The organism is Pectinatus haikarae (assembly GCF_015732185.1).
Lineage (GTDB): Bacteria > Bacillota > Negativicutes > Selenomonadales > Selenomonadaceae > Pectinatus > Pectinatus haikarae.
Window position 1 is genome coordinate 44,235 of record NZ_WIQM01000009.1, and the last position, 14,334, is coordinate 58,568.

Consider the following 14,334-nt stretch of genomic DNA (forward strand, 5'->3'; position numbering starts at 1 on the left):
TTAATTGCTAAATAACTGCAGTATCTTTCTTATCTCAGTGCCGCAGTTATTTAGCTGTATGCCTATGTTTAAAATAAATGACTATGCAGTAATTTTATTTCAGCTATCAAATTTAAAATACTCTTTAGCATTATTATAAGATATGTTTTGTACCAGTTTGCCCAAATATTGTATATCATTTGGGTACTCGCCGTTTTCTACCAAAGACCCAATAAAATTACAAAGGATGCGCCGATAATATTCATGGCGCGGATAAGAAAGAAATGATCTGGAATCTGTGACCATTCCCAAAATATTTCCCAGTACTGAAAGATTGGCAATATTTGTCAGCTGATCGATTATACCGGCCTTTGTGTCATTGAACCACCATGCACACCCCTGCTGAACTTTGCCTGCTATTCCTTTATCCTGAAAAGAACCGATAATAGAGGCAATCAATATATTATCCGCAGGATTAAGCGAATAAAAAATAGTTTTAGGCAATATGCCTTTAAATGTCAGTGCATCTAAAAATGCCGTTATTCCTTCTGCACAATTATATGTGGCAATGCAGTCGAAGCCGGTATCCGGTCCGAGAATTTTATACATTTTTGTATTATTATTGCGCAAAGCTGAGTAGTGAATCTGCATTGTCCAATCACGTTTACTATATTCTTCGGCAAGAAATACCAAAAGTGCAGTTTTATATTCTTCCACTTCCTGAATACTTATCGGTTCTTTTTGCAGCGCTTTAGTGATTATTTTATCTATTTCGGCATCATCGGCAGGACGGTAAAAAATATATTCAAGTGCATGATCAGTCAAGCGGCAGCCCATTTTTTCAAAAAAGTCCATTCTTTTATGCAAGGCCTGCCGTATATCATCTATCGTTCTTATGCTGATACCCGTATTTTCTCCCAATCGTGCAATGTACGTCTTATATCCTTCTGCATCGATGCGCATCACAGCATCAGGCCGCATAGCCGGGATTACTTTTGCTGTACAGGAGGAATCTGCTTTAATTTTCTGATGCCATTCAAGAGAATCTGCCGGATCATCAGTAGTGCAGATAACTTCTACATTGGATTTTGTAATAATTCCCTGAACAGCCATTTCAGGCTGTTTCAGCCGAAGATTGCAAGTATTCCATATTTCTTCGGCAGTGTCTTCGTTCAATGTCAGGTCACAATCAAAAAAACGTTTCAATTCCAAATGCGTCCAATGATACAGTGGATTGCCAACGGATTTTGGAAGTGCTTTCGCAAATTCTTGGAATTTTTCGCGGTCAGAAGAATTATTACCTGTAATTTTTTCTTCGGGTGTTCCGTTCGCGCGGATAAGCCGCCATTTATAGTGATCTCCGCCGAGCCAAGCCTGTGCCAAGTTTTCAAATTGGTAATTCTCAGCTATTTCTTTAGGCTGTATATGGCAATGGTAGTCTATGACAGGCATGCTTTTTGCATAATCGTAGAATAATATTTCTGCTGTTTTGGAATCAAGCAGAAAATTTTCGTCCATAAATTTTTTCATTTTTTCTACCTTCTTATATTTTCTTTTTTTATGTAAGCTCTTACATTTTATAGGAATAAAATACCACATGTTTAGCCACTTGTCAATATATATTTATTTTTCAATAAATTCAGTATATTTATGGCGCATAAAAATTTCACAGCTCACTCAATATTTTTCTATGCTATAATGTATTATATTTGGCAGGAAAAAGCCAACCAGATCTGGAGGCCCAACATATGACAATATACGACATCGCAGAAAAATGCGGCGTTTCAATAGCCACTGTTTCGCGCGTGCTAAACGGAAGCAGCAGAGTAAGCGCAAAAACTAAAGAAAAAATATTGCTGGTAATGAAAGAGCAAAACTATCAGCCCAATCCCTTTGCGCGCGGATTAGGCTTGAATAGCATGAAAATGATCGGTGTCCTATGCGAAGATGTTTCCGATTCCTTTTACGCCACAGCTATATCATTGATAGAAAGCTATTTAAGACTGATCGACTGGAATGTTATCCTTGGCTGTACAGGCAGAGGCTCCGGTCTCAAATACAAACACCTTCAATTTCTAATGGAAAAACATGTAGATGCCATTATAATTATCGGTACGCCGTTCAATCATACCAAGGATCTGGACTATCTGAAAAATGTTGCAAAAAAACGGCCTGTGATTATGGTAAACAGCTATATAAAGCATAATAATATTTATGGAATAATTTGTGATGAAGAAACAGGTATGAGTGATATTGTGGGAAAACTGGCAGAAAAAGGCTGCAAAAGTGTTCTTTATTTGTATGATTCACTGACCTATAGCGGCAGACAAAAATTGACAGGTTATAAAAAGGGAATAGCAACTCACAAATTAGATGAAAACCCGCTATTGCAGAACAAAATCAACAGATCCTTGGAAGATGTTGAACAAACAGTAAAAAAACTTATTGAGCAGAATGTTTATTTTGATGCGGTAGTGACCTCGGAAGACCTTTTGGCCATTGGTGCACAACGAGCCATATTGCAAATGGGAAAAAATATGCCAATTGTCGGCTGCAATAATTCACTTTTAGCCCAATGTGCCACTCCGATGATTACAAGTTTGGATAATCAGCTGGAAATTCTTTGCCGGGAAGCTGTCGAACTGCTTACTAAACTGATGAATGACAAAGAAGTTCCTTCAAAAATGATTTTCCCGGCAAAATTGTATCAAAGAGAAAGCTTCATATATGCTTAGACAAATGATGCCGATCAGCTGACTTTAGACATTTCCGTGAGATAGGGCCAGTATTTTTCCGGCATAAATGATCGCTGTAATTTAGGATTTCTTCTTTCCTCTATTGAAATATGTCTGTAGTATTGGCACCACATGCTGCGAAATTTCTTTTCAGTCGGACTGTATTTAATATTTTTTTCCTGTTCCGTGACATTGGCTGTGAGTATGCGCTCTTTATCATAATATACCACAATATGTCTGCCGAGATCGTGGACCGCCCACTCCTCCTCCGCCATACGTTTGGCAAAATGACCTGCTATGAGAGGTGCAATATTATGATCAGGGCGTATTTCCGCATAGAGAATTTTTTCTTCTAGTTCACTGAATCTCAGCAAACCAAGCATACGGTGGCACTCATTACTCGTCTTCAGAGACCAGCTTTCCACTTGTCCTATCCATGGATCTGCTTTTCCTTTTGCCAATGTGTCCGGATCGCGAAAAGCTGCACATATAAAATAGAAAAGCAGCATTTCCCGTTCCGGCTGCTCAGCCATAAAGGCATAGTAAAGAGTGTGTGCCGTCTGGGCTCCACATTTATGGTAAAGCCCGGTTAAAACCTTATCTGCTTTATCCAAATTTGCAGAAATTATTTTTTCTTCGTCAAAAAGATTTGTACCTGCACTTATATTTTCTATTCCCTCTACGTGGCTTGTACCATCATGATATGCTTCATAGATAACAGATAAGAAACCTGTAAAAGATCCATCATATTGGTAATACATGTTTTCATGCCTGCCCTTCAAATAGACTCATCTGCCGGAACATCTTTTGATATTTTGAAGAAATCAGCGACTTTTTTATGCGGTCAGGATTATCCAATCCCAAACCATAATAGTGTCCTCCGCAGGTAATGAAATGTCTGGCTCGTTTTAAAACAACGCCTGTGCGGCAAAGGCTGTCATAAGACAATGGAATAAAACGACGTGTTCTAATTATTCGTCTGGCAGATTGGATCCCTATTCCCGGTACGCGTAAAAGCATTTCATATTCTGCTTTGTTTATTTCTATAGGAAAAACACGCCAATTTTGCAGCGCCCAATTTGTTTTCGGGTCCACTTCCAAATCAAAATCAGGGTGTTGTTCAGGTAAAATCTCATCGGCAGAAAAATGATAATACCGAAGGAGCCAGTCCGCCTGATAAAGGCGATTTTCTCTTAAAAGAGGCGGCTGTTTTATTGCAGGGAGATTTTTTCCCGTCATCACCGGTACATACGCAGAATAATAAACACGCTTCAATGCCACTTTTTGGTAAAGAGCTTCGCTTAGTTTTAAAATATGCCTATCATGTTCCTTACTCGCACCCACGATCATTTGTGTCGTTTGCCCTGCAGGAATAAAGGGCTGCATATATTTTACCAGACGTTTTTCTTCACGGCGTTCGGTAAATTGTTCATGAATGAACTTCATAGGCGTTAGGATAGCTGTTCGTGTTTTCTGCGGCGCAAGAAGCTGCAGCGACTGTTCAGACGGCAGCTCCATATTTACGCTGAGACGGTCCACATAACGTCCAAGTTCTTTCAGCAGAACAGTATCCGTGCCGGGAATTCCTTTCATGTGTATATAACCGTTGAAATTTTCACGTATACGCAATAATTTTGCTATTTTTATCAAAAACTCCGTAGTGTGATCAGGCGAACCAATTATTCCCGAACTTAAAAAAAGCCCTTCTATATAATTTCTCCGATAAAATTGAATGGTAAGTGCAACAAGCTCTTCCGGGGTTAAAAAAACTCTTTTTATATCATTGCTGCGCCGATTCGCACAGTATTCACAATCATATATACAATTGTTCGTCATAAGAATTTTCAGCAGGGAAATGCAACGTCCGTCTGCCGACCAGCTATGGCAGATTCCGCTGCGAGCGCCATTACCGATACCGCCCGGTTTATTTTCCCTGCCGGAGCCGCTTGATGAACATGATACATCATATTTGGCCGCATCGGCCAGAACACCTAATTTACTCATCAAATCCATACACATCACCATATAAATAAATTTTATCGACAAAAATTATTAAGTAACCGCAGCTTTTCTTACTCTTGTCAGTAATAAAGTATATCATTTCGGTTCATAATTGTAAATATTATAGTTCGATTTACTGAACGAAAATATTATCAAATAAAAAAGGAAGTATAAATTATGCGCATATTGAAAGCAGCATTTCATATTGATGAAATAAATAAATGGCAGATGCTCTGTAATAATATTCGTAATCTCATCAGTGATATAAATACTCATAACTATGAAATCAAAGTTGTAGTGAACGGAGATGCTGTCAATATATTCAGCCAAAAGGACAGCAGCGATCTATTGCACGAACTGGAAAAACTCGTTCATGAAAAAGTCGAATTTCTTCTTTGCCGCAATGCTCTGCACGGCAATAATATCAATGAAGCCGCTCTGCCTCAAAGTGTAAAAGTAATTCCCGCCGGTGTAACAAAATTAGTGGAATTGCAAGTTAATGGATATGCTTACATAAAACCATAAAAAATATTTATGTAATTATAATCAAATTATTGACAATACCAGTTTTATATGCAATACTATTGTTTGTTATAATGTAATTTAATAATTGAGACAGGTGCTTTAGCTGAAAAGAGAAGTCCGGTATAAGCCGGCGCGGTCCCGCCACTGTAAGGGGAGTTACTCACAATTTATGTCACTGGATATAAAAATTATATCTGGGAAGGCGTGAGCTGACTATGAACCTGAGCCAGGAGAACTGCCTGTCTGACAATCACCGTTTTTTTACCTACGAATGATAGGGAGGCGATTTGCAAATTTTTTTTGCGATCTGCCTCCTTTTCTTTTTGAAAAGGAGGTTTTTATTATGTATGAATTATTGTAGCGGCAGCGGAAGCATATAAGGTTTTGAACAGAAAAATCTAAGATAAAAAGGAGCATCAATATTCATGAAGAAAAAAATTAAAATTACAACCGCTGTTTTCGCATATACTTTCATGCAGAGTATCAATTGTACGGCGTCCTATGCGGCTGATGATCCGAACAATACATATACACTGGAGGATAAAGATATTTATGCTGAAAGAGATAAAACAATCGTAAATCCTTATATAACCGGGGGCGATTTTAATATCATCAGCAGACAGGATATAGAAAATCATCATTACAGCAGTATACAGGATGCATTGAAGACTATCCCGGGAATACAGATATCGACTCCTGGTTATAGAGGCGGAGAATACGGGTACAGCAGTTATAATACGGAATTGAGCATAAACGGTGAAAACAGTATAGTAATACTCGTTGACGGGCGGCGTATCGATAATGACGCCAATTCCTACGGCGGTAACAAATCACGTGTTAATCTCAGCACATTGCCCGGAATGGATAATGTGGAGCAGATAGATATCATAAAGGGAGCCGGTGCTGCCATATACGGATCTGATGCAGCAGGCGGCGTAATAAATATCATTACGCGCAGGGGAACGATAAAACCCAAAACGACCGTCGATATCGCAACAGGTTCATGGCAGAGACACAACTATGCTTTGACACACACCGGTGCTTCAAATGACGGCAGTTTAAAATACGCATTGTCGCTGAGCAGACAATTAAGCGGTAACGCAAAATATAAAGATTCGTTCACGGGCAGTACAAAATCATTCGAAAACACGGGCTATCGTGAAGAAAACGCGTCATTCAACATTACAAAAGATTTTGATAAAAAACACAGCCTGACTGTTACATATGATCATTCCTATGAAAAAGCATATTATCCGATAACTGCACCTGATTTTCGTTACATAGAGTCATTTTATAACGGTACCATGGCATCAATAAACCCCGTAACCCACAGATATATAGGGTTGAACAGTTCCGCCGACGGCTATCGGAATATTTTTCTATATGATGCATGGCTCGGATCATATGATGAAACCCAGACAAATAATGCGGATTTAAAATATGTTTTTGATAAAACAGATGAAAATGCGGAAAGCTTTATACGTGTTTATAAAAATTATACCCGCTATAATATGAAAGATTTTTCTGATATATGGAATGTTCCTTATCCATATCTGGACGAATTTTGGAATACTGCCAGAAATTCCCTAAACGGGCATACTGATATTGAAAAGGCTGCGGGTACGGCAGTACAGTTCTCAAAACACGTAAAAAATCATAGTATGACCACAGGATTCAATTATCGCAAGAGCAGTTACGAAGGCTGGGACAATGATGACAGCTATGCATCGGTCCGCCGGTCATATAGTCTGTATTTGCAGGATAAAATCAAACTGGGCAATAAATTTACAATAACACCCGGAGTAAATTATTCATATTACAGCAGCGGCCATTATAACGATACCGATTTTGGCTCAACGGGAAAAACGACATTTTCCATTTATAGCAATTATGATTTCGACACAAAGACCAATATATATTTTTCAGCCAGCCAAATATTCAGACCTGTTACCGGGCTTGATTTTTCCAGGGCTTTCAGCAACGATCCGTTAAAAGATGAAAAAGGATATAATTATAATTTAGGGGTAGACAGAAAAATAACCAGTAAAGATCAAATTGGCATAAACTACGCTAATACATATATGGATAATGCCCTCGGGCGCTACAGCATTCTTAATACAGCTAAAGAAAAATGGGAAACAAAAACTGTCAACGCAGAAAGAAAAAAACAGGCATTGAATATTTCCTATACACATGCATTCAGTGATATATGGAAACTGTCATCTTCTTACAGCTGGGTAAATGAAAATTTTCATGCAAAAAATGTTTTCCTTAATCCTGACGGCAGTACTCCCGACAGTCTTATAAATGCCTACCGGCCTCGTAATATTTATAGGACAAGTCTGACCTATGAGAAGAAAAATTGGTTTGGTGATCTAGCTTATACGATTTATTCCGGTAATGACACACAATATTTTACAGACAGCAGATTCGGCGTACTGGATCTTGCATTAAATTACAAATTAAATGAATCGGCACAAATATATCTCAACATCAACAATATAACGAATGAGGCATATCAGACACGGGCTCTGTCCGGGTATGATGCCGGAGCGCTGCCCGAAAGCGGACGCAGTTTCATGCTGGGAGTAAAATATACTTTCTGAGTTTAAAAATATATTTGTTAATGAAGAATATTTCAGGATGGGGGAATAAAAATAAAATATGCCGCCATAGGAATACTGCTGTTTTTTATCTTTCTGGAAATAATAAAGCCGCCACCCGCGCAGTATCAGGATAATGTTGTATCCCCATTTTCTGCAGTAGATAATTATGATACGGAAATGCGGACGATGCAGCTGATCTTTGAACATCCGCCGCGGCGGGTGATCACTTTTTGGCAGAATTCAACGGAAACTTTACTGGCCCTGGGATTGCAGGATCGGATCGTTGCCGCTGTCGGTATTCCTTACCGCGGCTGCATAAAAGAAGAATATCAACAGGCATATGACAGTATTCCAATAAAACAAATGCAGATATTGGATAAGGAAAATATATTGATGCTCAGACCGGATTTCATACTGGGCTGGGGTTCTACCTTTAGACCTGAATATATTGGAACAACCGAGTTCTGGCGCAGCAGAGAAATAAATACTTATATTGCATCTTCGACTACGCGCAGCGCAAAAGCCAAAACCATTGAAGATGAATATAAATATATAATGGATATGGGCACTATTTTCGGCCGCAGAAAAAGAGCATCTGCTCTGGTAAAGCAGATGGAAAGAGAGCTGGCTTTTGTTGAAAACCGCACAGCGGGGCATAAAAAGCCACGGACCATCATTATGGAAAAACAGAAAGATATATTGAGATTATATGGCAGGAATACTCTGGCCGGAGATATATTGACAAAAGTGAACGGCGATATTATTGATATAGGCGCTACTATAAGCTATGAACAGCTCATTGCTGAAAATCCGGAAGTCATATTTCTGATTGTGAGTGAAAATGATTACCGCAATGCCTCTGTCATTACACAGCAAATTTATGAAAATCCAGCTTTGCAGGATATTATTGCTGTACGGGAGCACCGAATATATACGCTGCCGTTATTCATGGTATACAGCAGCGCGGTACGCACTTATGACGGGATACGCGAAATGGCACAGGACCTTTATCCTGAATTGTATGAAGAGGTGCCGCAAAATTGAAAAAGTTAAACAGTTATTCCTGGGTAATGATTTTCACAGGTATTCTGCTTGCAGAAATTTTTTTTGCCTTGGGTATGGGATCTGTAAAATTATCTGGTAACGAAATTTATGAAACTTTATTTCAGGGTATACAAAGTAATATGCCTGTTACTGCTCCCCGTCAGGGACCCGTACACGATATTGTCTGGCTGCTTCGCTTCCCGCGGCTGCTACTGGCCGCGGCCACCGGTGCAGGTCTTGCTGTATGCGGGACAGTGATACAGGCAGTGGTAAAAAACCCTTTAGCCGATCCATATATTCTAGGTATTTCCTCCGGGGCCTCTCTAGGAGCGGTATTATCGATTTTTCTTGGTGCAGGAATATTCTTTGGCCCGGATTTTATAGGCATATGCTCATTTGCAGGAGCTTTTTCCATATCCTTATTGGTGCTTATCATTTCTCAGATGGACGGTAAACCGGACACGACAAAGCTTCTTCTCACGGGCATGGCCGTAAATATGGCTTGTTCCTCAATATCCAGTTTTATAGTATATTTTGCCAATGACAAAGATGGTATCCAAACAATACTATTCTGGCTGATGGGCAGTTTTGCCGGTGCTCAATGGAGTACTCTGCAGATCATTATTCCTGTGGTATGTTTCGGTATAATATTTTTTTGGACTCAAAATCGCACTTTAGATATAATGCTGCTTGGTGATCATACGGCTGTCACTCTGGGAACAGATCTGAGTAAATACCGGCATGTATATCTTCTGATGAGTGCATTTATCGTCGGTTTCCTTGTATACTCGGCAGGTATGATAGGCTTTGTCGGTCTGATAATACCGCATATTGTACGAATTTTTACCGGAACAGGGCATAGATATTTACTGCCTTTGGCAGCATTGCTGGGAGCAGTGTTGCTGGTTGCAGCCGATGTTATCAGCAGAATTTTGATAACCGGTACAGATATTCCCGTCGGGATCATAGTATCTCTCCTCGGAGCGCCGGGATTTGTTTTTCTTACAGCAAAAAAATCATATTCTTTTGGAGGAAAAAATTGATGGATATATCAGTAAAAAATATTTCGTTTTCTATAAAAAATACTGTTATACTGTCAGACATTTCTGCGTCGATAGCCTCAATGGAATGTGTCGGCATCGTGGGCCCAAACGGAAGCGGCAAATCCACACTTTTAAAATGTATATACAGAGTTTTGCAGCCTGATGCCGGAGAAATATTTTTCGACGGCAGCAACATAAAAAATATGACTCTCAAGGAATCCGCACGTGCTGTCAGTGTTATGGCTCAGGATAATAGTTATGCTTTTGATTTTCTTGTGGAAGATATCGTCCTGCTGGGAAGAACGCCATACAAAAAAATGCTCCAATTTGATAATGAAGCTGACTATAAAATCGTCAAAAATGCTCTGAAAACCGTCGGATTGGCAGGCTTTGAAAAAAGAAATTTTTCTGCTATCTCAGGGGGTGAAAAACAGCGGGTTATCCTGGCAAGAGCCCTGGCTCAGAATACTTCCTGTCTGATAATGGATGAACCGACAAATCATTTAGATATAAAATACCAAATGCAAACTATGGAGATCGTAAAAAAACACAAATTCACCAGTATCATAGCCATACATGATCTCAATATCGCGGCTCTGTACTGTGATAGAATAATCGCATTAAAAGATGGGCAAATAGTTGGCAATGATGTTCCGGAAAAATTGCTGACGCCAGAGTTCATTTATTATCTATATGAAGTACTGTCCGAAGTTCACATGAATAAAAAAACAGGAAAAGTCAACATCATCTATATGCCCTCAGATTCAAATATTTGCAAATGATTTATACTAAAAAAATTATTTCTTATTTATACTCTTGCATGATAAAAACACAGCCAAAATAAAAGATGCCATGACTGGAATATGAATTTCAGTTATGGCATCTTTATCGATTATTCATTCTTATCAGCAGTTATCATTTTCTATCAATCCGGCAGCCAGCAAACTCATCCCATGGAAACACAGGCGTTCGAAGCTTATCGTATTAAATATAACATGAGCTTCTTTCATAGCTGTTTTTTGTTTTCTGCTCATATGCGTAAATGGGTATATCCCAAAGACATATATAAAAAATTCTGAACGAAAAGCTTTTTTGGTACGCATAGGTGTCGAAGGAAAAAATTTATCGATGCCCTGATAGAAAATTTTAAATATAACAGCTGCATTTTTCTTAAACTCTATTAATTTCTCAATGCGGCAATTATTTTCTATAGCAGTGAGATGGATAGACAAAAGACGCAGCATTTTTTCACGTTTTACTAAAGACCCTGTAAGAAACTGACAAAAATCATTTTTTGTCATTGACTCGGTATTTTCGAACTTCGTTTTTACCTCATCATACCAATCCATATATTCCTGCTGCATGAGATCCAAGAAAATTTCTTCTTTTGTTTTGTAATAATTATAAATGGATGAGCGGGTAAATGATGTTAATTCGGAAATAGCTTTGATAGTAACACTGTCAAAATTTGATTTGCCATAAAGTGCATCGCAGGCATCTATTATTTCTTTTTGACGATGTGTGATTTGTTCCTCCGTACGTGCTCTTTGAAAATCCATACTTTTCTCCTATTCCTATTATTTACTATTATACCGCAGCCTACAGTATATTTCTAACTTAAATTTCCTTTTATAGTTGACACCGCGTCAACTATTTGCTATATTTTAATTATTGACACTGTGTCAGCAATTTGTCAATCAAGTTTAAGGAGGAAATATAATGGATAAAATTGTCGATAAGAGCTATAGTTTATGGATTGACGGGAAGTGGACTCCTGCCAGGGATAATAAAACATACGAAACTATATCACCTGCCACCGGTGAAGTTTTAGCCGCTTGTGCAGAGGCCTCAAAAGAAGATGTTGACAAGGCTGTAAAAGCCGCATGGAAAGCTTTTCCCGAATGGAAAAAAACAAGTCCGGCGCAGCGTTCCGCTATTTTGTTGAAAATTGCTGATCTGATAGATGCAAATAAAGAAAAGCTGGCTTTGACAGAAAGCATGGACAACGGTAAACCTGTCCGTGAAACTCTCAACATCGATATTCCCGCGGCCAGCGATCATTTTCGCTATTTTGCAGGCGTACTCAGAGCAGAAGAAGGAACTGCAACATTTTTGGACAACGATACATTAAGCATCGTTACGGAAGAACCTCTCGGTGTAGTGGCGCAGATAGTGCCTTGGAATTTTCCTTTTCTGATGGCTGCATGGAAATTGGCACCTGCTTTGGCTGCGGGAAATTGTATAGTTTTCAAACCATCCAGCGAAACCTCGCTTAGTGTTCTGGAGCTTGCGAAAATTATTTCTGCTGAAAATATTTTACCGGCGGGTGTTTTAAATATTTTAACGGGAAAAGGATCGACCACCGGTAATTATATAATTCAACATCCTGATATCAAAAAACTTGCCTTTACGGGATCTACGGAAGTTGGTTATGACGTAGCTAAAGCAGCTGCCGACAAGCTTATTCCTGCTACGCTTGAACTTGGCGGAAAATCAGCTAATATTTTCTTTGATGACATGCCGTGGGATAAAGCTGTAGACGGTGTATGCCTGGGCATTTTATTTAATCAAGGACAGGTTTGCTGCGCAGGATCACGAGTATTTGTGCAGGATACTGTATATGATAAATTCGTTGCGGCGGTCAAGAAAAAATTTGAGACTGTAAAAATAGGTCTTCCCTGGGAAAAAGATACCATGCTCGGCAGTCAAATAAGTCAGCGACAATTGAAAAAGATCCTTTCATATATTGATATAGCTAAAGATGAAGGTGCCAGTATCGTCACCGGTGGCAAAAAAGTCAGTCTCCCGGGACTTGAAAACGGAGCTTATATGCAGCCTACAATACTTGGCAATGTGACCAATGATATGCGTGTTGCCCGTGAGGAAATCTTCGGACCTGTGGTATGCTTCATAAAATTCCATACAGAAGATGAAGTCATACGTCTGGCAAATGCAAATGAATATGGCTTAGGCGGAGCCGTATGGACGAAAGATATCAATAAAGCTTTCCGTGTGGCGCGGGCAGTTGAAACCGGAAGGATGTGGGTCAATGATTACAATAACTTACCGGCTCATGCGCCTTTTGGCGGATATAAAAAATCCGGTATTGGCAGAGAAACACATAAAATGATTTTAAAAAATTACACCCAGGTGAAAAATATCTTTATAAGTATGAAAGAAACACCATCCGGACTGTATTAAGATGCATTAAAAAAGCTGACAATCGGATTAAATCCTCAAACTGACTAATATAAAATCAGTTTGAGGGTTTTATTTTATGAGCAGGAAAAATAAAAGTTTATATAAAAGCAGCAATCCTTAAAACGCTGTTAAAAATATCATGAAGAATATGTGGATGTCTGTTTTATTGGAAGGTGCTTTTGACGGTAAATTGGATGAATTTCTTGTCTACAGTAAATATGACTATAAAAACAAAGCAACTGGCAAATTCGGAAATTTTATGTTTACAGAATTGCAGTTGGCTTGATATAATCGAATAGATACTGCACAAGGGGAAAAGCCTTAGCATACTACTATTAGGTCGATTGAGACTCAAAATCTGATATTTTTGAAATGTATTGAAAAATTGTTGACTTTTTTATATAATAGTATTATATAAGTGCGAATGATAAGTATATAAAAAGCAGTTTTGTTAAAATTATTTAGATAGAGGCGTTTTTCCGGTAATTTAAAGAATAAATGAGATACTTACTTCCAACAAATCTGTTTAGGGTTTCGCACTGTAGTAATAACGGGATAATTGTCTTAAATATATAAATTCAAGGATACCCTCAGTATAGTTTTGTGCTGATTCGCAAATTATACTCGGTAAACCTGCATTGCAAAAGGACTTTTTTGCGGTGCTCTTACAATCCCCACATACAGGGGAACTGAAACGCGATTGATGCGGCAGCTAGGACAATACCATGCACCTTACAATCCCCACATACAGGGGAACTGAAACGCACCGTCATATGCAACTGCTACTGCGTATATCACTTACAATCCCCACATACAGGGGAACTGAAACATTATCCCTTTTGAATCAGGTGTAATCGTTATAAACTTACAATCCCCACATACAGGGGAACTGAAACTGTCCTACGCTGCAAATCTGTCTGTCGCTCACTCAACTTACAATCCCCACATACAGGGGAACTGAAACTGCCTGAGCAATTGCCTGCTGGTACTCATTTTGCACCTTACAATCCCCACATACAGGGGAACTGAAACAAAAATTACTCATAATATTCGCTTGCGTCATAAGCTTACAATCCCCACATACAGGGGAACTGTAATTGCGCTCATAAAAGAATAGGGTACTGGGCTTGCTACTTACAATCCATGCTCTTCTGAGGGCGGACGAAGAGGAGTGTGTGTTGGGCAATTATTATCGGAAAA

The 14,334-nt window shown here is 38.9% G+C and carries 12 protein-coding genes, 1 CRISPR repeat array and 1 riboswitch; of the genes, 8 read left to right on the forward strand and 4 right to left on the reverse strand.

Going from position 1 to position 14,334, the window contains the following annotated elements; translation table 11 throughout:
• Positions 1–99 precede the first annotated feature (99 nt).
• Positions 100–1,509: a glucuronate isomerase gene (gene uxaC, locus I6758_RS07255; RefSeq protein ID WP_196604547.1), complete on the reverse strand. Its 1,410-nt coding sequence runs from the start codon at positions 1,507–1,509 to the stop codon at positions 100–102.
• 218 nt (positions 1,510–1,727) lie between these two features.
• Between uxaC and I6758_RS07260 the strand changes: the two genes are divergently transcribed.
• Positions 1,728–2,714 carry a LacI family DNA-binding transcriptional regulator gene (locus tag I6758_RS07260; RefSeq protein ID WP_196604548.1) on the forward strand — a complete coding sequence of 329 codons (987 nt, stop codon included), beginning with the start codon at positions 1,728–1,730 and terminating at the stop codon, positions 2,712–2,714.
• 14 nt (positions 2,715–2,728) lie between these two features.
• Here the strand turns inward: I6758_RS07260 and I6758_RS07265 are convergent, their stop codons facing one another.
• Both I6758_RS07265 and I6758_RS07270 read right to left on the reverse strand, forming a co-directional pair.
• Complete coding sequence (locus tag I6758_RS07265) at positions 2,729–3,475, reverse strand: TIGR03915 family putative DNA repair protein (protein ID WP_196604549.1); 747 nt, start codon at positions 3,473–3,475, stop codon at positions 2,729–2,731.
• Between the two features lie 4 nt (positions 3,476–3,479).
• Positions 3,480–4,727, reverse strand: coding sequence for a putative DNA modification/repair radical SAM protein (locus I6758_RS07270; protein WP_196604550.1), 1,248 nt, complete (start codon positions 4,725–4,727; stop codon positions 3,480–3,482).
• A gap of 165 nt (positions 4,728–4,892) precedes the next feature.
• On the opposite strand from I6758_RS07270, the gene I6758_RS07275 reads away from it, so the two are divergent.
• The 5 genes from I6758_RS07275 (at position 4,893) to I6758_RS07295 (ending at position 10,715) form a co-directional block, all read left to right on the forward strand.
• On the forward strand, positions 4,893–5,240 hold the full coding sequence (locus I6758_RS07275) for a DsrE family protein (RefSeq protein WP_196604551.1): 348 nt from the start codon (positions 4,893–4,895) through the stop codon (positions 5,238–5,240).
• Positions 5,241–5,315: 75 nt separating this feature from the next.
• Positions 5,316–5,497, forward strand: a riboswitch (cobalamin riboswitch).
• A gap of 168 nt (positions 5,498–5,665) precedes the next feature.
• On the forward strand, positions 5,666–7,846 hold the full coding sequence (locus I6758_RS07280; protein WP_196604552.1) for a TonB-dependent receptor: 2,181 nt from the start codon (positions 5,666–5,668) through the stop codon (positions 7,844–7,846).
• 186 nt (positions 7,847–8,032) lie between these two features.
• The gene (locus tag I6758_RS07285) at positions 8,033–8,890 is read left to right on the forward strand and encodes an ABC transporter substrate-binding protein (RefSeq protein ID WP_196604553.1); all 858 of its coding nucleotides are present in this window, start codon (positions 8,033–8,035) and stop codon (positions 8,888–8,890) included.
• Between the two features lie 26 nt (positions 8,891–8,916).
• Positions 8,917–9,933, forward strand: coding sequence for a FecCD family ABC transporter permease (locus I6758_RS07290; protein ID WP_196604586.1), 1,017 nt, complete (start codon positions 8,917–8,919; stop codon positions 9,931–9,933).
• Complete coding sequence (locus I6758_RS07295; protein WP_196604554.1) at positions 9,933–10,715, forward strand: ABC transporter ATP-binding protein; 783 nt, start codon at positions 9,933–9,935, stop codon at positions 10,713–10,715. Before I6758_RS07290 ends, I6758_RS07295 begins: the two co-directional genes overlap by 1 nt.
• Before the next feature lie 123 nt (positions 10,716–10,838).
• Here the strand turns inward: I6758_RS07295 and I6758_RS07300 are convergent, their stop codons facing one another.
• A complete protein-coding gene (locus I6758_RS07300; RefSeq protein WP_196604555.1) occupies positions 10,839–11,492 on the reverse strand; it encodes a TetR family transcriptional regulator in 654 nt (217 codons plus the stop codon).
• Between the two features lie 160 nt (positions 11,493–11,652).
• Here I6758_RS07300 and I6758_RS07305 point away from each other — a divergent pair, with 160 nt between their 5' ends.
• Both I6758_RS07305 and I6758_RS15070 read left to right on the forward strand, forming a co-directional pair.
• Positions 11,653–13,134: an aldehyde dehydrogenase family protein gene (locus tag I6758_RS07305; protein ID WP_196604556.1), complete on the forward strand. Its 1,482-nt coding sequence runs from the start codon at positions 11,653–11,655 to the stop codon at positions 13,132–13,134.
• A gap of 154 nt (positions 13,135–13,288) precedes the next feature.
• The gene (locus tag I6758_RS15070; protein WP_269140337.1) at positions 13,289–13,420 is read left to right on the forward strand and encodes a hypothetical protein; all 132 of its coding nucleotides are present in this window, start codon (positions 13,289–13,291) and stop codon (positions 13,418–13,420) included.
• A gap of 378 nt (positions 13,421–13,798) precedes the next feature.
• A CRISPR array of direct repeats spans positions 13,799–14,232; the repeat unit is 32 nt; unit sequence CTTACAATCCCCACATACAGGGGAACTGAAAC.
• Positions 14,233–14,334: the final 102 nt, after the last annotated feature.

Coding starts and splice junctions, on each gene's coding strand:
- uxaC (WP_196604547.1), bottom strand. CDS start 1,509: ATGAAAAAATTTATGGACGAAAATTTTCTGCTTGATTCCAAAACAGCA.
- I6758_RS07260 (WP_196604548.1), top strand. CDS start 1,728: ATGACAATATACGACATCGCAGAAAAATGCGGCGTTTCAATAGCCACT.
- I6758_RS07265 (WP_196604549.1), bottom strand. CDS start 3,475: ATGTATTACCAATATGATGGATCTTTTACAGGTTTCTTATCTGTTATC.
- I6758_RS07270 (WP_196604550.1), bottom strand. CDS start 4,727: ATGGATTTGATGAGTAAATTAGGTGTTCTGGCCGATGCGGCCAAATAT.
- I6758_RS07275 (WP_196604551.1), top strand. CDS start 4,893: ATGCGCATATTGAAAGCAGCATTTCATATTGATGAAATAAATAAATGG.
- I6758_RS07280 (WP_196604552.1), top strand. CDS start 5,666: ATGAAGAAAAAAATTAAAATTACAACCGCTGTTTTCGCATATACTTTC.
- I6758_RS07285 (WP_196604553.1), top strand. CDS start 8,033: ATGCAGCTGATCTTTGAACATCCGCCGCGGCGGGTGATCACTTTTTGG.
- I6758_RS07290 (WP_196604586.1), top strand. CDS start 8,917: ATGATTTTCACAGGTATTCTGCTTGCAGAAATTTTTTTTGCCTTGGGT.
- I6758_RS07295 (WP_196604554.1), top strand. CDS start 9,933: ATGGATATATCAGTAAAAAATATTTCGTTTTCTATAAAAAATACTGTT.
- I6758_RS07300 (WP_196604555.1), bottom strand. CDS start 11,492: ATGGATTTTCAAAGAGCACGTACGGAGGAACAAATCACACATCGTCAA.
- I6758_RS07305 (WP_196604556.1), top strand. CDS start 11,653: ATGGATAAAATTGTCGATAAGAGCTATAGTTTATGGATTGACGGGAAG.
- I6758_RS15070 (WP_269140337.1), top strand. CDS start 13,289: ATGTCTGTTTTATTGGAAGGTGCTTTTGACGGTAAATTGGATGAATTT.